Genomic DNA, 20191 nt, shown 5'->3' with positions numbered 1-20191 from the left:
GAAGAAGCGGGTCACGACGCCGGCAGGACGAACGTGGCGGTGGTGCCTGCGCCCGGTGCGCTGGAGAGGCTCATCGAACCGCCGTGCCCTTCGATGATGGTCTTGCTGATGGGCAGGCCCAGACCGGCTCCGGGGATGGCCGTGTCGCGGGACCGCGCGGAGCGGAAGAACTTGGTGAACGCCTGCTCCTGGTCCTCCTGGCTCATGCCGATCCCCGGGTCCGTGATGGAGCAGACGAGGTCCGCTCCGGTCCGATGCACCCGGGCCGTGATGCGGCCGCCGTCGGGGGAGTATTTGATCGCGTTGGACAGGAGGTTGTTGACTACCTGGCGGATCCGCGCGGTGTCCATCCTGGCGGGGAGCGGATGCTCCCCGGCTTCGATCACCAGCTCCAGGCCCCTGGTGGCCGCCTTGGGAAGCGCGGAATCCACGACGTCGGTCAGCAAGCGGGCGAGATCGGCCTCTTCCAGGCTCAGGTCCACCCGCTCGGAGGCGACGGCTATCAGGTCGTTGACGAGGCCCAGGAGATGCGCGGCGTTGCGATGGACCACTTGCAGTTCAGCTTCAATACCTTCCAGGCCCGGCTCATCCATCACGAGCTCCAGGTAGCCCAGGATGGACGTGAGCGGCGTGCGCAGCTCGTGGGAGACGGTGCCGACGAAGTTGTCCTTGGCCGCCAGGGCAGTTATCAGCGCCGTCACGTCCACGAAGGTAATGACGCCCCCGGTGTGCCCGCCGTTTTTCGGTTTCATGGGATGGGCGCTCACCGAGTAGGCCCGCTGGTCTCTCCCGCGTCCGGCCCACATCAGCTCGTCAGTGAACCTCTCTCCACGCGCCAAGCGGGCAGCCGGGAGCATTTCCGCCGGTACAGGCGTGCTCCTGTCGCCCAACAGCAGGGCGGGACCGCCCTCCGGGTCGGCGAGCCCGGCCAGGGCCGGGTCGGTGCGGAGGGCCCGGTTGGTCAGGATGTCGTTTCCGTCCTGGTCAACCACCCAGACGCCCACTCCGACGGCGGCCAGCACGGCGTCCAGGAGCCGTTGGCGGTCCATGCTGTCGGCGAGCGTTTCCGCAAGTGCCTGGTCCTTCAGGACCAGCGCGGTCCGCTGCCGGTGGATGGTTCCGGACACGAGGTGCGCTGTGACGGCGACCGCGGACAGCACGAGGGGCAGGAAAATCACGCGGATCATCGACCCCTGCGCAGGAGGTGCACCGCCCAGCACTGCGGGCGGGACCACTGTGGCGAGTACTGTTGCCAGCACGGCCAGGACCACCCTGCTGCGCTGGCGGCCTACGGACAGCCAGATGACCGGGAACACCAACATCAGGCTCAGCACGTTGAAGGCAGGGCCGCCGGTTTCCCTCGTGAAGCCGATGGCAATACAGTCAAGGACCGGAATGATGACGAAGGCCCCCTGCGGCAGCTTCTCCCACGGCACGGCCAGGCAGGCGGCGAAGACAGCGGCATGGGACAGCAACGCCATCCGGAACTGAAGCTCAGCCAGTGTGGACGGGCTGAAAACGGCGGCGGCCAAGACAACAAGCAGCACCGTCACCGTGAGGGGCAGTTGGCTCATGACCACCCGGCCGCGGACGCCGAGGCCACCCGCGAACGCATCGATTCTCCCGGCGAACAGACTGCCCGCCGGTCCCTCGTCCTGTGTGGTGTCGCGGGTCGGTGTTCGGTTTGTCACTCTGGGCCCCCAGCGCAGCGGTGAAAACCTCCGGCTGCCTGAAGGTCGTGCCGTCAGCCTACCCCAGCCACGGGGCGGCGAAGCGCCCCCTCCCACACGAGTTTCACGGCGGCGTGCACGCGGGACCTCGTTTCCTCGTCGTCGGAGTCGGCGCGGACCACAAACTGGTAGTAGTACAGCCCGTTGATCAGGTCGATCATCGCCTCCACGTCCACGGACGGATCCAGTTCGCCCGCCTCGATGCCCCGGCGGATCTCGGCGGCGATGGGTGCCCGCCGCCGGGACACGTGCCTTTCCCAGGACAGCGCCCGGAGCGACTCGTTCTCCAGGCCCAGCGCCACCCGCTTCTTTACCAGCTTCCCTACTCTGCCGTCCACCGCAACCGCTGCCTGTTCGTAGGCGGACAGGATGGTCTCCAGGCTGCTGCCGCGGCGCGTCAGTTCAACACCTGAGCGGACGCTGTCCAGGGCGGCAGCCAGCAATTCTTCGCGGCTGGCCCAGCGGCGGTAGACAGCGGCCCGGCTGACCCCGGACCGCTCCGTGATGGCGGCGATGGTCACGTCCCGGGTGTCGCCTTCCAGGAGCAGGTCCACGGTGGCGGCAAGGACAGCGGCCTCCAGCGTTGTATCGCGCGGCCGGCCGGGTGCCCGGCCGGAGGCCGTGTCTTCAACCGTTGCCGTCTCAACCACCGGCAACCACCAGCCTGTTCCGGAGCTGGGCAATGGTTGCGTCACTGAGCCCAGCGCGACGAAGAGGTTCGATCACGCTGCCGTGGCGTTCGGCCAGGACCTGCTGCATCGCATCCATTGACGCAGCGTGCGCGCCCATCATCGCACCCAGCTCCGCGGTCTGCATCGTGACGGGAACCTCGGGCATCAGGCCGCCCATGATCGCCCGGAGCCTCGGAAACAGTTGCGGAAGGCGGGTTGCGGTCACCGCGTAATCCGCGGAGACAGTTTCCGGGGAGGCGCCCAACAGAGAAAGTACGACGGCGGCGAACACGCCTGTGCGATCCTTCCCGGCCGCGCAGTGAAAGACCGTGGCGCCCTCGCTCATCGCGACCAGCGTGACTCCGAGCGCGAGCTGCCGGGCCTGGGTTTCGAGGAGGTTCGCGTACCAGGAGCCCACGAGTTCCGGAGTGGCCGAGGCCGACAAAAGCTCGCGGCTGATGTCTTCGGGCATGGACACAGAGGCCGTCAGGGCAAGGTGGTGGTAGTTCACCCCGGGTACGGTCAGGGGGCCCCGCCCGGTGAGTAGTGCCTCCTCCGGTGAGCGGAGGTCGATAACGCTGCGGACGCCGTCGTCGACCATTTTCTGTGCGAAAGCGGCAGGCATGACGGAGACGTCGTCGCTGCGCAGAAGCACTCCGGTGCGGGTGACGCCGCCGTCGACGGTGAGGCCGCCCAGGTCGCGGAGGTTGACTGGGGCAAGGTCCACGGCCGGCTCAGGCATAGTGGCAACAGATGATTCGTGCATGTGGGATTCCTAACTGAGCTTGGCGCGGATGAAGGCGCTGATGCGGTCGATGATAGTGACCAACACGATGATGCTGATGATGATGGCGCAGAGGTGGCCGTAGTCGTACATGCGCATGGCGGTGGTGAGTTCCAGGCCGATGCCGCCCGCGCCCACAAGTCCCAGGATGGTGGCGCCCCGGACGTTGCCTTCGAAGAGCAGGAGTGTGTAGCTCACGAGCAGCGGGGCGGCCTGCGGGAGGACCGCGTAGCTGATGATCTGGCGCTTGTTCGCACCCACCGCAGTGAGCGCTTCGACCGGTCCGGGCTGCACGGACTCCATCGCCTCGGCGTAGACCTTGCCGATTGACCCCACGGAGCCCAGCACTATCGCCAGGATGCCGGCGAATGGGCCCAGGCCCACGGCGGAAACGAACATCAACGCGAAGATCAGTTCGGGAATGGAGCGCAGGACGTTGAGGATACCGCGGCAGGCTGTGTACACCCAACGCGGGGAGACGTTGCTGGCTGCGCCGAAGCTGAGCAGCAGTGACGCGAGGGCGCCGAGCACCGTCCCCACCAGTGCCATCTGCAGCGTTTCGATGAGGAGCTTGGCGATGACGCCGAATTTGTCGAACGTGGGCGGGAAGAGCCGGGCCAGGAAGTCGCCCATGTTCGGGATGCCGCTGAGCAGCTTGTCCGGGTTGATGCCCGCGCCCATGCCTGCCCAGACGAGGACGACGGCGATGATTGCCCAGAGTGCGGCGCCCCGGGGAGTCGGGAGGCTGAAGGGGCGGGAGAGACGGAGGCGCTCCGCCTCCGGGAGGTGGGTGTTGATCTGTTTGTCCCGGGTTCCCGGGGTCCCCTTCGGCTCTGCGGTGTCAGTTTTCGAGGAGCTCAGTGTCGGTGCCATAGATCTGGTGCACCTCCTTTTCGGTGAGATGGGCGGCCGGGCCGGCGAAGACGAGTTCGCCGGAATGCAGGCCGATGACGCGGTCCGCATAGCGGCGGGCGAGGCCGACGACGTGCAGGCTGACGATGACGGGAATGTGCTCCTCGCGGGCAATGTTGCGAAGAAGGCCAAGGATGTTTCCAGCGAGCCGGGGGTCCAGGGACGCGACGGGTTCATCGGCGAGGATGAGCCGCGGCTCCTGCATGAGGGCCCGGGCGATGGCCACACGCTGCTGCTCGCCGCCGCTGAGGCTTCGGCAGGCCTGTTTCGCCTTGTGGGCCAGCCCGACGCGGTCCAGGAGGTCAAGCGCCTTTGTGCGCTGGGCGCTACTGAAGGTGCCGAGCACGTTCAGCGGTCCGGCGGCGTGCAGGCCTCCGGTCAGGACGTTGGTCAGGGCGCTGAGCCGGGGGACCAGGTTGAAATGCTGGAATACGTACCCGACGTCGGAACGCAGCTCCCGCAGGCCAGTCCCCGTTTGTGTGCCGACTTCGCGGCCAGCAACAGTGAGTGCGTCCGCGGTGAACGGGGCGATGCCGGTGAGGGTCTTCATGAGGGTCGACTTGCCGGATCCCGAGTGGCCCAGCAGCGCGACGACTTCGCCCTGGTGGACGTCAAGGTCGACGCTGCTTAGTGCCACCTGCTCGCCGTACTGGACGCGCAACTTTCGCGCGTGCACGGTGGGCGTCGCCGACGGGTCGAGTGCTGCCGGTGACAGTTCCGGCCTTTCTACCGTGGGGCTGCTCATCGGAGGTCCTCGAGGTCCACCCCGACGGACTGGGCCACATCCACCAGGGGAGCGTAGGTGCTGAATTCGGGGTCCTTGGTGGGTTCTCCCTTGAGGCCGAAGGTTTTGGCGAGCTTTTCGTTGGCTGCCATCAAGGCGGGGAGCTTGTCCTTGAGGCTGGTGCGGGCGGCCTCGTCCAGGTCCTTGCGGACCACGATGGAGATTCCCACCGGGATGGGATCGGACTTTGCGATGACTTTGACGTCCTGCTCGGTGAACACGCCTTCTCCACGAAGGTTGGGTACAGCTGGCGGGCCGTGCAGGCCACGTCCACGCTGCCGTTGACCATGGCCATCACCGCGGCGTCGTGGTTGCCGGCGAAGGTGCTCTTGTAGTCCGTGCCATCGACGAGGCCGGACTTGGCCAGCAGCGATTTCGGCATGAAATAACCGGTCGTTGAACCGGGGTCAACAAAGGCGACCTGGCGGCCCTTGACGTCGTCCAGCGTGTTGACGCCACTGTCAGTCCTGGTGAGGCAGAAGCTGGCTGGCTCGGTGCTGGCGCCCCAGACCAGGAGCGGGTCCACACTGTCCGTCTTGTAAGCGAGGGCAGCGGAGAACTGGCTGAGGACGGCGACGTCCACGGAGCCGTTGCGTACGGCCTCCACCACGCCCAAGTAGTCGGCGGGCTGGAGGTTCTCCACGGTCCGTCCGGTGGCCTGGCCGACCATGGCGGAGAGGTCGCCCATGATGGCCTGCTCTTCAGGATCGTCAGTACCGGGCGGGGTGGCGAAGACGAGTTCGGTTGAGGGGGAGTCCGGCGACGCGCTGGCTCCTCCGGCGCAGCCTGAGATGGCGAGCAGGCCGATCAATGATGCGGCGATGATTCCTGCACGAGCGTGCATTGTGGTGCCTTCCGTCAGTGTTGGGGTGACGGAATTACGAAACCACCGGTATCTGAATCGGAATTACGAGACTGCCGTACCTTGAATGGCGCTCAGGTAAACAGTTGCCTCCTGCACCTGCGCCCTACCCGATCAGCAGGCTCAACGCCTCCGTGAGGTGCTCCACTTCCCGGACGGAGAAGCCCGCCGGCACAGGGCCGGGCCCGTTGTGGCTGGCCGGAACCACGGCGTGGGTGAAGCCCAGGCGGTGTGCTTCCTGGATGCGCTGGTTGATGCCGGGCACGGGCCGGACCTCGCCCGCCAAGCCCACCTCGCCGAACGCAATCAGCCGGATGGGCAGGGGTTTGCGGGCCTTCGCGGACGCGACGGCCAAAGCAACAGCCAGGTCGGTGGCGGGTTCGCTGAGCTTTACGCCACCCACCGTTGCCACGTAGGAATCGTCCTTGTGCAGCAGGCAGCCGGCACGCTGCTGCAGCACTGCCAGGAGCATGGACACCCGTGAACTGTCCAGGCCGCTCGTGGCCCGGCGGGGCTGCGAGTTGGCGCTTTCGGCAAGCAGCGATTGCACCTCGGCAAGCAGCGGCCGCCGCCCTTCCATGGTCACAGTGATGCAGGTACCGGAGACCGGCTCCTTCGTGCGGCTGACAAACAGCCCGCTGGGGTCCGTGAGCCCTTCGATGCCGTTCTCATTCAGGTCAAAACAGCCGACGTCGTCCGTGGGCCCGTACCGGTTTTTCACCGCGCGCAGCATCCGGAGCCGGGAATGCCGCTCGCCTTCGAACTGGCACACCACATCCACGAGGTGTTCGAGCAGCCGCGGCCCCGCGATGGACCCATCCTTCGTCACGTGTCCCACCAGCAAAGTGGTCATGTTCCGGCGCTTGGCAGCCGCGATGATGGAAGCGGCAACCTCACGCACCTGCGAGACGCCGCCGGCGCTTCCGTCCACGTCGGCGCTGCTGAGCGTCTGGACCGAGTCCACAATCAGCAGCCGCGGCTCGATTTTCTCCACCTGCCCCAGTGCCTGCCCCAGGTCCGTTTCCGCTGACAGATATAGGGAATCGGCGACGGCGTCGATCCGTTCGGCGCGCAGCTTCACCTGCGCGGCGGACTCCTCGCCCGTGACATACAGGACGTCCTGCGCCGTGCGGGCAAACTTGGCCGCGACGTCCAGCAGCAGCGTGGACTTGCCCACGCCGGGTTCTCCGGCCAGCAGGATGACCGCGCCCGGGACCAGGCCACCGCCCAGCACGCGGTCCAGTTCGTCCACGCCGGTAGGCAGGAAAGCCGCCGTGGTGGCATCCACCTCGGCAATCCGGCGGGCCGGCTCCAGAACTGTGGTTGCCGCCGTCGTACGCGCTACAGCGGCGCCGGTTTCCTCAACCGTGCCCCACGCCTGGCACTCGCCACAGCGCCCCACCCACTTGACCGTGGTCCAGCCGCATTCGGCGCACTTGTAAGCCGGCGCTTTGGACGCCCGGGAAGTCTTTGTTGCCATGGGGTCCACCCTACTGGCGGGCACCGACAGTATTGGCCCGAGAGGGCAGCACGCAGCGCGGGGGGTGACCTATTTGGAGGGCAGCCACCACCGGGTGATGGCCGGGGAACGCGCAGGAACGCTCAAGACCCGCGAGATGACAGCACATGCCGATGTCAGGCCTCGGGACTGGCGCGAAGTGCCATCTGGGCGACAGCGCTACAACCCCGGCAGCACGTCCCGGGCCTCGCGCGCATCCATGCCGGTGGCCTCCAGGAGGTCCACCATGAGCGGCCGGAACAGCATCACCACAGTCTCACCCTCAAGCCGCTCGACCTCCAGCAATTTGGGGTGCAGCCGCAGCGCGATCTCGCTGAAGTCCTGCCGGGCCGTCCGAAGATGGGCGCGGCGCACGCCGTCGTGCGTTTCCGCCAGGCCGAGCGACAGTTCATCAATCGCGGCCGCGGTTTCCTGGAGCACGTCGGCAATGTTCGCGGTGGCGTTGTCTGAAAGCGCGGCGTGGTTGATGGCGCTGGTCAGCCGGCGGGCGAAGACGCGGCTGTTCCTGAGCGCAAGGTCGATGAAGTCAAGGGAATTCTCAAGCCGGTCCAGCTCGTCGCGGTGCCGGCGGTGGGCCGGCGCGAGCGTGGCCACTTCACCGGAAGCGCGCAGGGAATGGCGCATCGCGTCCACGAGCGGCTGGCAGTTCCGGCCGCGGATCAGCGCGTGCCAGGCCTGCGTGGAGTCGCTTTCGGTCAGGGCGGCGGCACATTCCCGCAGCACTTCGGCCAGTTCGTGGAGCAGCTTCCGGACATCCTTGCGGGGCTCCCGGCGTGGATCCTTCGGAATCAGGATGGTCACCAGGAGGGCGAAAAGGCCACCCACCACGGCGTCCAGGCTGCGCGTGAAAGGCCCGCCGTCCGGCGCCGGCAGCAGCACCACCAGCAAGGATTGCAGCCCCAGCTGCGTGGTGAAGATGTTGCCGCTGTCCAAGAAACGGGCCAGCAGGATGGAGAACAGAAGTACGACGGCGGCCTGCCAGATTCCGCTGCCCAGCCAGTGCAGCAGCAGATCACCGACGGCGATCCCGATGGTGCAGCCGAGGCCCACCTCCATCACCCGGCGCAGCCGCGGGTCACGCGAGAAGCCCAACGCGATCAGTGACGATGTGGCCGCAAAGAGGGGTCCGGAGTGCCCCAGGACGTACTCGGCGAAGGCATACGCCCCCACCGCGCACGCCGTCATCTGGACGGCGGGGACCAGGGAATTCCGGCTCCGGACCAGGCCGGTCCGGATGCGTCCGCGCAGGAAACGCCTGCTTGCTGAGAATCCTGTTGCTGCGGCCATGCCCTCAAGTCTATTTGCCGGCCCGGCACCTACGCCCGAAAGTGTGACGTGCGCAATGGTGACGCTGCAGTTGTAAGCCAATATGCTGCCGTCGTTAATCTCCTGTTCATCTGTGGCCGCCCATCCCGTTACCTGCGGCCCATAGATTCGTTGAAGGTACAAAACGTACGCATCGCGCTGCAGGGCGTCTCCGGTCCTGCCGCCGCTGAATATCCCTGGAAGGGGTACATCTAGTGAAGGCACTCCGTTTCGGCCGCCACGCGGCTATCGCTGTAATCGCAGCCGGCGCACTCGCGCTCACCGCCTGCGGTTCAGATAACGCCACTGGCAACACGCCTGCAGGCAACCAGACTTCTGCCGGCCCCAAGGTCACCGGCACGCTGACCGGCATCGGCTCTTCCGCGCAGGGCGCAGCGATGGACGCCTGGAAGACCAGCTTCGCCGCCGCCAACCCCGGCGCCACCGTGCAGTACTCCCCGGATGGCTCCGGCGCTGGCCGCAAGGCGCTCGTGGACGGGTCAGCCCAGTTCGGCGGCTCGGATGCCTACCTGAAGGACGAAGAGTTCGCATCCTCCAAGACCGTCTGTGGCCCTGACGGCGCCATCAACATCCCGGTCTACATTTCCCCGATCGCGGTTGCCTTCAACCTCCCGGGCATCACCGAGCTGAAGCTTGACGCCGCCACCGTGGCCGAGATCTTCCGCGGCGAGATCGCCAACTGGAACGATCCGGCGATCGCCGCCCTGAACCCGGGAGTCTCCCTCCCGGACCTGAAGGTCACTCCCGTGAACCGCTCTGACGATTCCGGTACCACCACCAACTTCACCGAGTACCTTGCGGCTGCTGCTGCGGATGTTTGGAGCGACAAGGCTTCCGGCGTTTGGCCTGCAAGCCTGCAGGGCGAGAACGCCAAGGGAACCTCCGGTGTTGTCAAGACCGTCACCGATACCCCCGGCGCAGTGACTTACGCAGATGATTCCGCAGTCAGCGGCAAGCTCGGCGTTGCTCAGATCAAGGTTGGCGAGTCCTTCACCAAGATCTCCGCTGACGCAGCCGCAAAGGCTGTTGATGCAGGCAAGCCCGTTGAAGGCCGCACCGCCAACGACCTGTCCATCAAGCTGGACCGCAAGACCACAATTGAAGGCGCATACCCGATCGTCCTGGTCTCCTTCCACGTTGTCTGCGCCACCTATGACAAGCAGGAGACCGTTGACCTGGTCAAGGCCTTCGAGAACTATGTAGTTTCCAAGGAAGGCCAGCAGGCCGCCGCCGATTCTGCCAAGTCCGCCCCGCTGTCTTCGGCCCTGGCCGAGAAGGCCGTCAAGGCCATCGAATCCATCAAGGTCAAGTCCTAGTACCTGTCCCTGAACCATGTTCCCCGCCACGCCGAAAGGCGGGGCGGGGAACTTTGGCTTGTAAGCTCGATTTAGGCACCGCCCACAACCGAAGGGTCTGGAATGACCGCCACCCCCCTGAGTAGTTCCCAGGGCGCAGGCCGCGCCGGGGATAAGATCTTTTCCGGCGCCGCCCTGACCGCCGGGTGCCTCATCCTCGCCGTCTTGTTCGGCGTGGCACTCTTCCTTGTCGTCCAGGCCATTCCGGCGCTCACCGCCCCGGCCGCCGAGATCCAGGGCGGCGAAGGCTTCTTCGCCTACATCTGGCCGATCGTTATTGGCACCCTCATTGCGGCCACCATTGCCCTGGTGATCGCGACACCCATCGCCATCGGCGTGGCCCTGTTCATCTCTCACTTCGCCCCGCGCGGACTCGCGTCGGGCCTTGGCTACGTGGTGGACCTCCTGGCCGCCATCCCGTCGGTGATTTACGGTGCCTGGGGCGCGGCGTTCCTCGCCAAGGAAATCTCCCCCGCCTACAACTGGCTGGCCGAGAACATGGGCTGGCTGCCCATCTTCCAAGGTCCCGCCTCTGCCACCGGCAAAACCATCCTGACCGCGGGCATTGTGCTCTCGGTGATGGTCCTGCCGATCATCACGTCCCTGAGCCGCGAAATCTTCCTGCAGACGCCCAAGCTCCATGAGGAAGCCGCCCTGGCTCTCGGCGCCACGCGCTGGGAAATGATCAAAATGTCGGTCCTGCCGTTCGCCCGGCCGGGCATCATCAGCGCCGTCATGCTGGGCCTGGGCCGTGCGCTGGGCGAGACCATGGCAGTTGCCCTGGTCCTCTCCTCCGGTGCCCTGACAGCCAGCCTGATCACGTCCGGCAACCAGACCATCGCCGCGGAGATCGCCCTGAACTTTCCCGAAGCCAGTGGCCTCAAAGTCAGCACGCTGATCGCTGCCGGCCTGGTCCTTTTTGTGATCACCCTGGGAGTCAACATGATCGCCCGCTGGATCATCACCCGGCACAAAGAATTCTCGGGAGCCAACTAAATGTCCTCCACTCTTACCCCCGTGCGCAGTAAGCGTTCAGCCCTCACCAAAGGCCAGCTACCCAAGTACGCGCCGTACGTTGTCCTGGGACTCGCGCTCATCGTGGGCGCGGCAATCCTGGCACTGATCGGGTTCAATGCCTTTGGCTGGGGCATCGTTTCGGCCATCATCTTCACTGCCGGCCTGGTGGGCTGGAGCGCCGCGGTGGAAGGCTCCCGCAAAGCCAAGGACAAGCTGGCCACCTGCCTGGTGGTCGGCTCGTTCCTGGTCGCGCTGCTCCCGCTGGTCTCCGTGATCTGGACGGTGTTGGTCAACGGAGTTCCCGGCGTCATCGCCCCGGGCTTCCTCACCAGCTCCATGAACGGCGTCACGGGCGTCTACGACAATAAGGCCGTTGAAGAGGGCGCCCCCGTTATCGGTGGCATCTACCACGCCCTGTTGGGTACCATCCAGATCACGCTGGTAGCCACCGTGATCTCCGTGCCCGTCGGACTGCTGAGCGCCATTTACCTGGTGGAGTACGGCAATGACGGCCGTTTGGCCCGCGCCATCACGTTCTTTGTGGACGTTATGACCGGCATCCCGTCCATCGTGGCCGGCCTGTTCGCCGCAGCGTTCTTCTTCGCCGTGGTGGGTCCCGGCACCAAAACCGGTGCCGTCGCCGCCGTCGCGCTTTCGGTCCTGATGATTCCTGTAGTGGTGCGTTCCAGCGAGGAAATGCTCAAGATCGTCCCCAACGAACTGCGCGAAGCGGCCTACGCGTTGGGTGTGCGTAAGTGGCGCACCATCCTCAAGGTGGTTATCCCGACGGCGATCTCCGGCATCGCGTCCGGCGTCACTTTGGCGATCGCCCGCGTTATCGGTGAGACTGCGCCCATCCTGGTCACCGCCGGGTTTGCCACCAGCATCAACAACAACGTGTTCGGCGGCTGGATGGCCTCGCTACCCACGTTCATCTACACCCAGATCCTGAACCCCACCTCGCCGGCCAACCCGGACCCGTCCTCGCAGCGGGCCTGGGGCGCCGCCCTGGTGCTGATCATCCTGGTAATGGTGCTGAACCTTGGCGCCCGGCTGATCGCCAGGGCCTTTGCCCCCAAGACCGGTCGGTGAAATTTTTTCAGCAGGCCATTCCGGTCCTCGCGGCCAAACCATAGACTTCAATCCGTACCCCAGCAAGTGAAGGAACACCATGTCTAAGCGCATCGACGTCAAAGACCTGAACGTGTACTACGGCGATTTTCTGGCCGTGGAGGATGTCAGCATCAACATCGAGGCCAAGTCCGTAACGGCCTTCATCGGTCCCTCAGGCTGTGGCAAGTCCACGTTCCTGCGCACCCTGAACCGCATGCACGAGGTTCTGCCCGGCGCCCGCGTCGAAGGCGAAGTCCTGATGGACGGCGACAACCTCTACGGCCCCGGCGTGGACCCCGTGACGGTGCGTTCGCAGATCGGCATGGTCTTCCAGCGGCCCAACCCGTTCCCCACGATGTCCATCCGCGACAACGTGCTGGCCGGCGTCAAGCTGAACAACAAGAAGATCTCCAAGGGCGAGGCCGACGTCCTCGTGGAGAGGTCCCTGCAGAGCGCCAACCTCTGGAACGAGGTCAAGGACCGCTTGGAGAAGCCCGGATCCGGCCTGTCAGGCGGCCAGCAGCAGCGCCTCTGCATCGCCCGTGCCATTGCGGTGGAACCGCAGGTGATCCTCATGGACGAGCCGTGCTCCGCGCTGGACCCGATCTCCACGCTGGCCATCGAGGACCTTATCAACGATCTCAAGGACCAGTACACCGTGGTGATCGTGACCCACAACATGCAGCAGGCCGCCCGCGTTTCGGAAAAGACGGCGTTCTTCAACATCGCCGGTACCGGCAAGCCGGGCAAGCTGATCGAATACGGGAACACCCAGACCATCTTCAACAACCCCAACGTGAAGGCCACCGAGGACTACGTCTCCGGCCGCTTCGGATAGTCCCCAGCCGCTCCCGCCGGCTCCCAGCCACAAATACGCATCGATTGCTCCGGCAGCGCCCTTTTGACAGCTCAGAAGGGCGGGGTGGGCCCACGCCGGCAGGGTGCCCTGGCCGAGCTTGCGAGGCAAGGGAGCCGGTGGGGACAGTCGATGCGGCGTTTAAGGCTTGAGCTCAGCCCGCGAAAGGTGACATCGCCAGGGCCAGCACGAAGGCTCCGGCCGCGGCTGCCGCGGGCGTCAGGACCCACAGGGCCAGGATCTGCATGACCAGTTTCCGGTTGGTGACCGAGAATTGCTGGTTCTCGCCGGCCCCCAGCACAGACGCGGTCACAGTGTGGGTAGTGGAGAGGGGCCACTGAAGTGCGATCGCCCCGAGAAAGAGCATGGCGGCGCTGAAGGTCTGGGCCACGGAGCCCCGCAGGGGATCCACCCGGGTGATCTTGTAGCCGAGGGTGTGGGAGATCCGCCAGCCGCCAAAGAGTGTTCCGGCCGTGATCATCACGGCGGAGACAAGCGCAACCCACAGGGGGATGCTCTCGCCGTCGGAATAGCCCGCCGCGAGCAGGGCAAGCAGCAGCACGGCGCCCACCCGCTGGCCGTCCTGCAGGCCATGGCCGAACGCCACGGCACCGGCCGCGACGGCCTGGCTGCGGCGGAAGCGCTGGTTGACGACGTTGGGCTGGGCATACCGGGCTGCCCAGGTCACCGGGAAAACCAGCAGGTATGCGCCAACGTAGGCAACGGCAGGCGAGAGCAGCAGCGGCAGGACCACCTGGAGCAGCAGGGAATGGTTAACTCCTCCCACTCCCACCCCGCCCACGGCGAGGCTGGCGAGCCCGGCCCCGGCGAGCCCGCCCACCAGGGCGTGCGTGGAGGACGCGGGGATGCCGCGCCACCACATCAGCAGGCCCCAGACGCAGGCACTGGCCAGGGCTGCCACCAGGATGCTGAGCCCGCTTTCGCCATCCGGCAGGTGGATCCAGGTGTGGCTGACGGCAACCACTGCGGTGGCGCTGACCAGGGCGCCCACGAAGTTGAAAAAGGCGGCCAGCAGCACGGCCACACTGGGCGTGAGCGCCCTGGTGCGGACGGCCAGCGCCACGGAGGTGGAGGCATCCCTGAAGCCGTTGAGGAAGGCAAACGCTGCGGTCAACAGAACCACAACGCCGAAAATGACTGCTGTCACGTCAGGATTCCTTGACGATGATGCTGCCTACCTGGGTGGCGATGCGCCGCATGTCCTTGGTGACTTCCACCAGCTGGTTGGCGACGTCGCGGTTACGGGAATACTGCGCCCACTTCATCTCCCGGATCATGTCCGCCACCCAGACCCGGTGGGTCCGTTCCGCGCGTTTGGCCAGCCGCAGGATCTCGATCCAGTAGTCCTCGAGGTCGTCGAGGTTGTCGAGCCGGCGCATGGCATCGACGGTGAGTTCGGCTTGCCGGCTGATGATCTCGAGCTGGTCTGCGGCCCGCCGCGGCAGGCGGTCCAGCTTGTACAGCGACACCAGTTCCGCGGCGCCATCCAGTTTCTCGAGGGCTTCGTTGAGGTAGCGGGACAGTGCGTACATGTCTTCGCGGGGGAGCGGGTTCACAAAGCTTGTGCGCATGTGGGTGAGCAAGGCAAAGTGCAGTTCGGCGGACTTTGCTTCGTGGTTGTGCATGTCGTCCACGAGTTTGGCGTGCTCAGTGGCGGGTACGCCCAGGATTTCGGCCATGGTGGCGCTGGCAAGCACGATTTGCTGGGCCATCTGGGCTAGCAGGGTCAGCCCTGCGGGCTCCTGGGGAAAAAGGCGCAGCTTCACGTTGGGTACCGGTCTCCGGGGATGTACTGGGGTCGGGGGCCGCCCACTTGTGACTTGACGCAGGCCAGCAGCTGTGTAGATTCTACCGGCCCGTGCCTTCAGCCTGTAAACAGGCAGAAAAATGGTGCCGAACCGGATACGCCTCTCGGCGGTAGGCCGCTCTAGGCGGCTAATTGTTGAAGCCCGGGGGTTTCGCGGCTCGACACCAGTTTCAGTGTTCTACGTTGCTTGGCCCAAGTCAACATTGACAGATCGGCGCCGGTGGTTCAGTCGAGCTCGCCCAGGCGCCAGGCATTTGCCGCATGTTCAAGGTCCTCGGCCGTCTTCACGAGCTGGTGCGAGTTGCGCGTGAGCTTGCTTGCGTGGGCCTCGTTGCCGTGCTCGGCACCGTCGGCGATCGTCGCCTGGCCGAGCGCCACCACGCGGCAGAACGCGGCGGAACGTTCCAGCGCGACGTCGAACTCGCCGTCGAACGCTCCGGAGAGAATGGCGTCAGCCATGGTTCGCATTTCCTCGGCTCCCGGCGGTTCAGCGGCGCCGGCCACCACGTTGGAAACCTGCGCGGTGTCCTTGCCTGCCCGGAAGTACACGGAGATCCGTTCGGGGTCCTGGACGGTGGCGGCGCGCAGGGCGTACAGCCGCCAGAGGGCGCCGGGCAGTGAACGCGCCGGGCTTTCCGCCCACATCTCCGCGATGGCCTCCAGGCCCTGCTCGTCGGTCAGCTTGACCAGGCGTTCGGTGATGACGGGATCGTCGCTGTCGCGTCCGTGGCGCACCAGTGCCTGGGCGGCGAGGTGGGCGGCCTCGGAGACGCGCGCAGGATCGGGGCCGCCTGCGAACGGCTCAAAGTCGATGGGGGCGAACGGCTTGGGCTTGTGATGCCGGTTGGCTCCGCCGTAGTGACTGGGTCCTGCTTGTTCGCTCATGCCCCCCACGCTACTCCTGTGCCGCGCGGGAAATCGAGTACTGTTTGCAGCCGGGATGGACCTTGCCGGCGCCGGTGACGCTGTGCGGAATTCGGAACATACGACGGCGGCGGACAACCTGCGTGCCAAAGCCGCCCCGTGTGTGGGGTAAAGTATTTTACGTCCAGAAATGGACTGGGCTGATCGGTTGTTTGACCGTCGGCTGGGGCCTTTAGCTCAGTTGGTAGAGCATCGGACTTTTAATCCGTGGGTCGTGGGTTCGATCCCCACAGGGCCCACCCACGCGGAAGACCAGAGACACTTCGTCTCTGGTCTTCTTTCGTGTACACCCAGCACGGGCATTGGCGGTGGCCAACGTGGATGACCTGAGGAAGCTTAATGCTCGAAATGCGTGTCCGGTGCTCCGCCTGGCAGGTTCGCCAGGATGCCCTCAGCCACCTTGCGGAGCTTGATGTTCCGGTGGCTGGATGCCTTGGCGATGATGGCAATTGCGTCGTTGTAGGAGCACCTGTTCTGCGCCATGATGACGCCGCAGGCAATGTCGATGGACGTCCGGCTTTCCAAGGCTGACTGCAGGTCCGACGCCCTGGTGCTGGCCGACTCCAACTCAAGGGCCAGCCTGAGGCCGCGGGACGCGAGGTCAGTGAAACTGCGGGCCTCGGCGATGACGTGCAGCGGGAACGCCTGGGGGCTGGCTGCGAAGAAGGCGAGGGCGGCCTCGATGCCCTCATCCAGGGAAAGCCGCAGGCCCAGGACGCTGTCGAACCCGGCGTCCTGCAGGTGCGGCCTGTAGCGTCCCCAGCGGAAGTCGGAGGCCACGTGGTTCATGGCCGCGGTCCCTGTGCCGGTGAGGGCTTCGGTCAGGGGGCCTTCGCCGACCTCCTTTTCCAGCCGGGCCAACGTCGCGGTCCGCGTGCCGGTTCCAGCGGTGGCTCTGGAGCGTTTGGCCCGGCTCAGGACCAGGGCGCATTCGATGGGAACGCCGGCGATCCGGCTCAGCGTGGCCGCTCCCAGGCGGGCCAGGATCTCCAGGGAGTCAGACAGGTCCTTCGAGCCGGTGACCAAGTCGGGGATAAGCCCGTCGGCGCCGACCATCCCGATGGTGAACGCCTTGGCTGCCGGTTCCGCACCAGGACGATCGCCCTGCGCCGGGATGGGCCTGCGGTCCGGGATTGCCGCCGGCCCCGGATGCGGGGCTGCATGCTGGGTGGTGTGTTGGGCCGGATGAGCGGGCGCTGGTCTCCTGCCCGCCGACGCGTGTGCCTGGGAAGCCTCGGATCGGGAATACTTCACGTCCGCCTCCCGCCGGGACACCAGGAACTGATTGGAAGCGTTGGATGAATGTGAAGCGTGGAGGACAAAGGGCCGGCGACGGCTGGGGGAGAGGCCTTGGTCTCTAAGACCTCCTCGTCGCCGGCCCCGCTTACTTCCCGGACCCCTTGGAGCGGGAAAACGCGGCTGCCGAGTCGTGTATTCATCCTTCCCACAACCCCCTAGTGAGACATCCAAACCAGTGCGATTTGCGAGTCTTAACTCATTAGTCGAACGTAGTTCTGGCATGGTCCCCGGCAACCGCGTAATCGGTACTTGTTTTTAAAATTAGGTAGTACTTGGTTTTTCGGAAGAACTACTCAACTCCGCGCTGATGAGTCCTCCTCCGCCGGCACGATCACCATCGAGCCGGCGTTCAGCGTCGGACCCCTCCGGCGACGGACTTTCGGCGCCTTCGTCGAACACCTGGAACTGACCCGCGAACTCGGTGTTTCGACGGTCCGGTACCGGGCGGCAACTTCGTGTCCGGACCCGAGTTTTTGTCCAGGTAATGCGCGCAAAACGACGGCGAAGTCCCATTACGTGGACAAAAACTCCAGGTCATGACGCCGGCCGCGGGAGGTGGAAAGATGAGGGCCATGGAACTGCATATCACCGGCGACCCGGCCGCCGACCAACTGCTGACCGATGACGCGTTTGCGCTGCTGACAGGCATGCTGCTGGACCAGCAGGTAACCATGGAATCCGCCTTTGCCGGGCCGGAGAAGATCCGGGCCCGGATCGGGTCCATCGCCCCGGCCGCGGTTGCCGCGTACGAACCTCAGGCATTCGTCGACGTGTCAAGGAACGGCCCGCGGTGCACCGGTTCCCCGGCTCGATGGCGGGACGTGTCCAGGCGCTCGCCGAGACGGTGCAGCATGACTGGGACGGCGACGCGACGCTGATCTGGACCAAAGGCGACCCGGACGGCCCGGAGGTGCTCCGCCGCCTGCAGGCACTGCCAGGATTCGGGGAGCAGAAGGCAAAGATTTTCCTTGCGCTCCTGGGCAAACAGCGCGGGCTGAGCGCGTCCGGCTGGCGCGAGGCCGCCGGCCACTACGGCCAGGAAGATGCCTTCCTTTCGGTTGCCGACATCGTGAGTCCGGAGTCGCTCGCCAAGGTGCGGGCCAGCAAGCAGGCAGCAAAGGCGGCGGCCAAGGCTGCCAAAGGCTGACCACTCATGGCAGTGACCATGAACGATGTGGCCCGCGCCGCCGGGGTTTCGCTCAAGACCGTGTCCAACGTGCTCAACGACTACGAGTTCATCCGGCCGGCCACCAGGCAACGGGTCCAGGACGCCATTGCCGAACTGGGCTACGAGGCGAACCTGACGGCCCGCAGCCTGCGCTCCGGGAAGACCCACATGCTGGGCCTGGTGCTGTCCGACCTCGCCGCACCGTACTACGCGGAGCTGGCCTCCCGACTGATGACGACGGCGGAGCGCCGCGGCTACCGGGTGCTTGTGGAACAGTCCGGCGCCCTGGAGGCCAACGAACTCGGTGCCCTGCAGGATCCGTTGCGGCAGCTGACCGACGGCCTGTTGTTTACGCCACTGGTCATGGGGGCCGATGCCGTCGTCTCCCACCGCGGCACCAAGCCGGTGGTGTTGCTCGGTGAGCACATTCTGGGTCCCCGGCTGGACCTGGTCACCATGAGAAACCAGGACGCCGCCCAGGCCCTCACCGCCCACCTGCTGGCGGGGGGCCGCCGTCGTATTGCCGTGCTCGGCGCCCAACCTGGCGAGTCAGCGGGCTCGGCCGGGCTGCGGCTCAATGGTTACCGGAGCGCATTGGAGGACGCCGGCGTCCCGTTCGACCCGGCCCTGGTGGCACCCGGTGAATGGCGCCGCGACGGGGGAGCAGCCGCCGTCGCCGGCCTCCTGGAGCGCGGCGTTCCGTTTGATGGCGTGTTCGGCCTGAACGACGCCCTCGCCCTGGGAGCCATGCACGAACTGCTCGTCCGTGGCGTGAAGGTGCCCCGAGACGTTGCGGTGGTGGGCTTTGACGACATCGACGAGGCACGGTTCTCCTCGCCGTCCCTCACCACGGTGGCGCCCGGCATGGACGAGATTGCCGAGCGGTCCATCGGGTTGCTGATCGACCGGATTGACGGGCTGGAAGCGAGGGTGGACGGGGTCCACGCGGAGGCGGGCTTTGTCCTAAAAATCCGGGACTCAGCGCCCTGAGGGCTGCCGTCGGACATTGGTTTTTCAGACCGCGACGGCGGCAGTCGCCGTCGTTCCTTGGCTCACCTGCGCCCCCGGCAGGTCAGTTTCCGGCAGGTCGCCCGCCAGCTCGTCGGCCGTGGGCGGGTTCGCGCCCGGCCGGCGGACGGTGATGGCGGCTGCCTTTGACGCCATGCGCCCGATAGTGGTCAGGACGTCCTGTCCCAAGCCTTCGGTGCGGCGCGACAGCAGGCCGAAGATCAGGGCCGCCATGTACGAATCACCCGCGCCGATGGTGTCCGCCACCGTGGACCGGATGGCGGGGATGAAAAGCTGGGTGACGGGCGTCGCCAACAAAGAACCTTCTCCGCCGCGGGTGACCACTGCCAGTCCGGCGCCCAGCCGCAGGATCCGTTCTGCCGCGTCCTCGAGGCGGACTCCCGGGTACAGCCAGGCGGCATCCTCATCGCTGAGCTTGACCACGTCCGTCAGCGGAACCAGGTCCTCGAAAATCCGCACGGCCTCTGCCTGGCTGCCCAGCAATGCGGGCCTGATGTTTGGATCGTAGGTGACCAGGCACTCGCGGTGCGACTGTTCCAGAAGCGCCCGCACCGCCGTCGCGCCCGGTGCCAGGAACGTGGCGATGGATCCCGTGTGCAGAACTTTGGGCAGGTGGGAAGGGGCGGCGGCCGGCAGTTCCCAGCTGATGTCGAAGTCGTATGAGGCGGAGCCGTCCGCGGCGAGGGTTGCCGTGGCGGACGCGGTTCTCGCCGCGGACTTTGAGCCCGGCAGCAGTTCGACGCCGGCGCTTCGCAGGTGCGCCTCGATCGCCTCGCCGCGGGCGTCTGCGCCCAGCGACGTCAGCAAGGCGGTGGATACGCCGAGTCGTCCGAGGCCGTAGGCCACGTTCATCGGCGAGCCGCCCGGATGCTCGATGGGGCCGTTGGGTGAGGCGACAACGTCAACGAGCGCTTCGCCCACGACCATGACGTCAAGAGTCTGGTGAGCGTCGTGCCGGGCTGTTTTGAGGTAATCCATGGTCTGTCTCTCGTGGGAAGCTGATGGTGAGGGTGG

General features: G+C 66.0%; 19 protein-coding genes, 1 tRNA gene and 1 pseudogene. 7 read left to right on the top strand and 14 right to left on the bottom strand.

Features of this window, described 5'->3' with window-relative positions; genetic code table 11:
* Positions 1-11: 11 nt before the first annotated feature.
* The 9 genes from AU252_RS08670 to AU252_RS08635 all read right to left on the bottom strand — a co-directional run bounded on the left by AU252_RS08670 (position 12) and on the right by AU252_RS08635 (position 8549).
* Entirely contained in the window at positions 12-1691 is a 1680-nt protein-coding gene (locus AU252_RS08670; RefSeq protein ID WP_240484354.1) for a sensor histidine kinase, read from the bottom strand.
* A 53-nt stretch (positions 1692-1744) separates the two neighbouring features.
* The gene (locus AU252_RS08665) at positions 1745-2380 is read right to left on the bottom strand and encodes a TetR/AcrR family transcriptional regulator (RefSeq protein WP_157768956.1); all 636 of its coding nucleotides are present in this window, start codon (positions 2378-2380) and stop codon (positions 1745-1747) included.
* Positions 2373-3167, bottom strand: a complete 795-nt coding sequence (locus AU252_RS08660) for a tyrosine-protein phosphatase (protein WP_058930362.1) — start codon at positions 3165-3167, stop codon at positions 2373-2375. Before AU252_RS08660 ends, AU252_RS08665 begins: the two co-directional genes overlap by 8 nt.
* A 9-nt stretch (positions 3168-3176) precedes the next feature.
* Complete coding sequence (gene phnE / locus AU252_RS08655; protein ID WP_083510322.1) at positions 3177-4058, bottom strand: phosphonate ABC transporter, permease protein PhnE; 882 nt, start codon at positions 4056-4058, stop codon at positions 3177-3179.
* Positions 4027-4842 carry a phosphonate ABC transporter ATP-binding protein gene (gene phnC / locus AU252_RS08650; protein ID WP_058930361.1) on the bottom strand — a complete coding sequence of 272 codons (816 nt, stop codon included), beginning with the start codon at positions 4840-4842 and terminating at the stop codon, positions 4027-4029. Before phnC ends, phnE begins: the two co-directional genes overlap by 32 nt.
* Positions 4839-4973 carry a hypothetical protein gene (locus AU252_RS24775; protein WP_276203741.1) on the bottom strand — a complete coding sequence of 45 codons (135 nt, stop codon included), beginning with the start codon at positions 4971-4973 and terminating at the stop codon, positions 4839-4841. Before AU252_RS24775 ends, phnC begins: the two co-directional genes overlap by 4 nt.
* A complete protein-coding gene (gene phnD, locus AU252_RS08645; RefSeq protein WP_058930360.1) occupies positions 4973-5725 on the bottom strand; it encodes a phosphate/phosphite/phosphonate ABC transporter substrate-binding protein in 753 nt (250 codons plus the stop codon). The genes AU252_RS24775 and phnD overlap by 1 nt, the downstream gene beginning before the upstream one ends.
* 124 nt (positions 5726-5849) lie before the next feature.
* Positions 5850-7223 carry a DNA repair protein RadA gene (radA, locus tag AU252_RS08640; protein WP_058930359.1) on the bottom strand — a complete coding sequence of 458 codons (1374 nt, stop codon included), beginning with the start codon at positions 7221-7223 and terminating at the stop codon, positions 5850-5852.
* Between the two features lie 198 nt (positions 7224-7421).
* The gene (locus AU252_RS08635; RefSeq protein WP_058930358.1) at positions 7422-8549 is read right to left on the bottom strand and encodes an FUSC family protein; all 1128 of its coding nucleotides are present in this window, start codon (positions 8547-8549) and stop codon (positions 7422-7424) included.
* 233 nt (positions 8550-8782) lie between these two features.
* Here AU252_RS08635 and pstS point away from each other — a divergent pair, with 233 nt between their 5' ends.
* The 4 genes from pstS (at position 8783) to pstB (ending at position 12911) form a co-directional block, all read left to right on the top strand.
* A complete protein-coding gene (pstS, locus tag AU252_RS08630; RefSeq protein ID WP_058930357.1) occupies positions 8783-9904 on the top strand; it encodes a phosphate ABC transporter substrate-binding protein PstS in 1122 nt (373 codons plus the stop codon).
* A 102-nt stretch (positions 9905-10006) separates the two neighbouring features.
* Positions 10007-10939 carry a phosphate ABC transporter permease subunit PstC gene (gene pstC, locus AU252_RS08625; RefSeq protein WP_058930356.1) on the top strand — a complete coding sequence of 311 codons (933 nt, stop codon included), beginning with the start codon at positions 10007-10009 and terminating at the stop codon, positions 10937-10939.
* Positions 10940-12052, top strand: coding sequence for a phosphate ABC transporter permease PstA (gene pstA, locus AU252_RS08620; protein WP_058930355.1), 1113 nt, complete (start codon positions 10940-10942; stop codon positions 12050-12052).
* A gap of 79 nt (positions 12053-12131) precedes the next feature.
* Entirely contained in the window at positions 12132-12911 is a 780-nt protein-coding gene (gene pstB, locus AU252_RS08615; RefSeq protein WP_058930354.1) for a phosphate ABC transporter ATP-binding protein PstB, read from the top strand.
* Positions 12912-13083: 172 nt separating this feature from the next.
* Here the strand turns inward: pstB and AU252_RS08610 are convergent, their stop codons facing one another.
* The 3 genes from AU252_RS08610 to AU252_RS08600 all read right to left on the bottom strand — a co-directional run bounded on the left by AU252_RS08610 (position 13084) and on the right by AU252_RS08600 (position 15642).
* Complete coding sequence (locus tag AU252_RS08610; protein WP_058930353.1) at positions 13084-14097, bottom strand: inorganic phosphate transporter; 1014 nt, start codon at positions 14095-14097, stop codon at positions 13084-13086.
* Between the two features lies 1 nt (position 14098).
* On the bottom strand, positions 14099-14716 hold the full coding sequence (locus AU252_RS08605; protein WP_058930352.1) for a DUF47 domain-containing protein: 618 nt from the start codon (positions 14714-14716) through the stop codon (positions 14099-14101).
* Between the two features lie 266 nt (positions 14717-14982).
* Positions 14983-15642 carry a hypothetical protein gene (locus tag AU252_RS08600; RefSeq protein WP_058930351.1) on the bottom strand — a complete coding sequence of 220 codons (660 nt, stop codon included), beginning with the start codon at positions 15640-15642 and terminating at the stop codon, positions 14983-14985.
* A gap of 205 nt (positions 15643-15847) precedes the next feature.
* Here AU252_RS08600 and AU252_RS08595 point away from each other — a divergent pair.
* Positions 15848-15920 (top strand) — tRNA-Lys (locus AU252_RS08595).
* Between the two features lie 97 nt (positions 15921-16017).
* On the opposite strand, the gene AU252_RS08590 is transcribed toward AU252_RS08595, so the two are convergent.
* Complete coding sequence (locus AU252_RS08590) at positions 16018-16935, bottom strand: ANTAR domain-containing protein (RefSeq protein ID WP_240484353.1); 918 nt, start codon at positions 16933-16935, stop codon at positions 16018-16020.
* A gap of 608 nt (positions 16936-17543) precedes the next feature.
* On the opposite strand from AU252_RS08590, the pseudogene AU252_RS08585 reads away from it, so the two are divergent.
* Positions 17544-18127: pseudogene (locus tag AU252_RS08585) on the top strand (HhH-GPD-type base excision DNA repair protein).
* 6 nt (positions 18128-18133) lie between these two features.
* On the top strand, positions 18134-19138 hold the full coding sequence (locus AU252_RS08580) for a LacI family DNA-binding transcriptional regulator (protein WP_058930349.1): 1005 nt from the start codon (positions 18134-18136) through the stop codon (positions 19136-19138).
* 24 nt (positions 19139-19162) lie between these two features.
* On the opposite strand, the gene AU252_RS08575 is transcribed toward AU252_RS08580, so the two are convergent.
* A complete protein-coding gene (locus tag AU252_RS08575) occupies positions 19163-20155 on the bottom strand; it encodes a carbohydrate kinase family protein (RefSeq protein ID WP_058930348.1) in 993 nt (330 codons plus the stop codon).
* Positions 20156-20191 lie beyond the last annotated feature (36 nt).

Source organism: Pseudarthrobacter sulfonivorans (assembly GCF_001484605.1).
Lineage (GTDB): Bacteria > Actinomycetota > Actinomycetes > Actinomycetales > Micrococcaceae > Arthrobacter > Arthrobacter sulfonivorans_A.
This window is presented reverse-complemented; position numbering and strand designations above follow the sequence as displayed.

What these genes read in the sequence shown, in the direction of transcription:
- phnE (WP_083510322.1), bottom strand. Translation starts at nt 4,058, where the DNA reads ATGGCACCGACACTGAGCTCCTCGAAAACTGACACCGCAGAGCCGAAG.
- AU252_RS24775 (WP_276203741.1), bottom strand. Translation starts at nt 4,973, where the DNA reads ATGGCAGCCAACGAAAAGCTCGCCAAAACCTTCGGCCTCAAGGGAGAA.
- AU252_RS08660 (WP_058930362.1), bottom strand. Translation starts at nt 3,167, where the DNA reads ATGCACGAATCATCTGTTGCCACTATGCCTGAGCCGGCCGTGGACCTT.
- AU252_RS08580 (WP_058930349.1), top strand. Translation starts at nt 18,134, where the DNA reads ATGGCAGTGACCATGAACGATGTGGCCCGCGCCGCCGGGGTTTCGCTC.
- phnD (WP_058930360.1), bottom strand. Translation starts at nt 5,725, where the DNA reads ATGCACGCTCGTGCAGGAATCATCGCCGCATCATTGATCGGCCTGCTC.
- AU252_RS08600 (WP_058930351.1), bottom strand. Translation starts at nt 15,642, where the DNA reads ATGAGCGAACAAGCAGGACCCAGTCACTACGGCGGAGCCAACCGGCAT.
- radA (WP_058930359.1), bottom strand. Translation starts at nt 7,223, where the DNA reads ATGGCAACAAAGACTTCCCGGGCGTCCAAAGCGCCGGCTTACAAGTGC.
- phnC (WP_058930361.1), bottom strand. Translation starts at nt 4,842, where the DNA reads ATGAGCAGCCCCACGGTAGAAAGGCCGGAACTGTCACCGGCAGCACTC.
- pstC (WP_058930356.1), top strand. Translation starts at nt 10,007, where the DNA reads ATGACCGCCACCCCCCTGAGTAGTTCCCAGGGCGCAGGCCGCGCCGGG.
- AU252_RS08635 (WP_058930358.1), bottom strand. Translation starts at nt 8,549, where the DNA reads ATGGCCGCAGCAACAGGATTCTCAGCAAGCAGGCGTTTCCTGCGCGGA.
- AU252_RS08575 (WP_058930348.1), bottom strand. Translation starts at nt 20,155, where the DNA reads ATGGATTACCTCAAAACAGCCCGGCACGACGCTCACCAGACTCTTGAC.
- pstB (WP_058930354.1), top strand. Translation starts at nt 12,132, where the DNA reads ATGTCTAAGCGCATCGACGTCAAAGACCTGAACGTGTACTACGGCGAT.
- pstA (WP_058930355.1), top strand. Translation starts at nt 10,940, where the DNA reads ATGTCCTCCACTCTTACCCCCGTGCGCAGTAAGCGTTCAGCCCTCACC.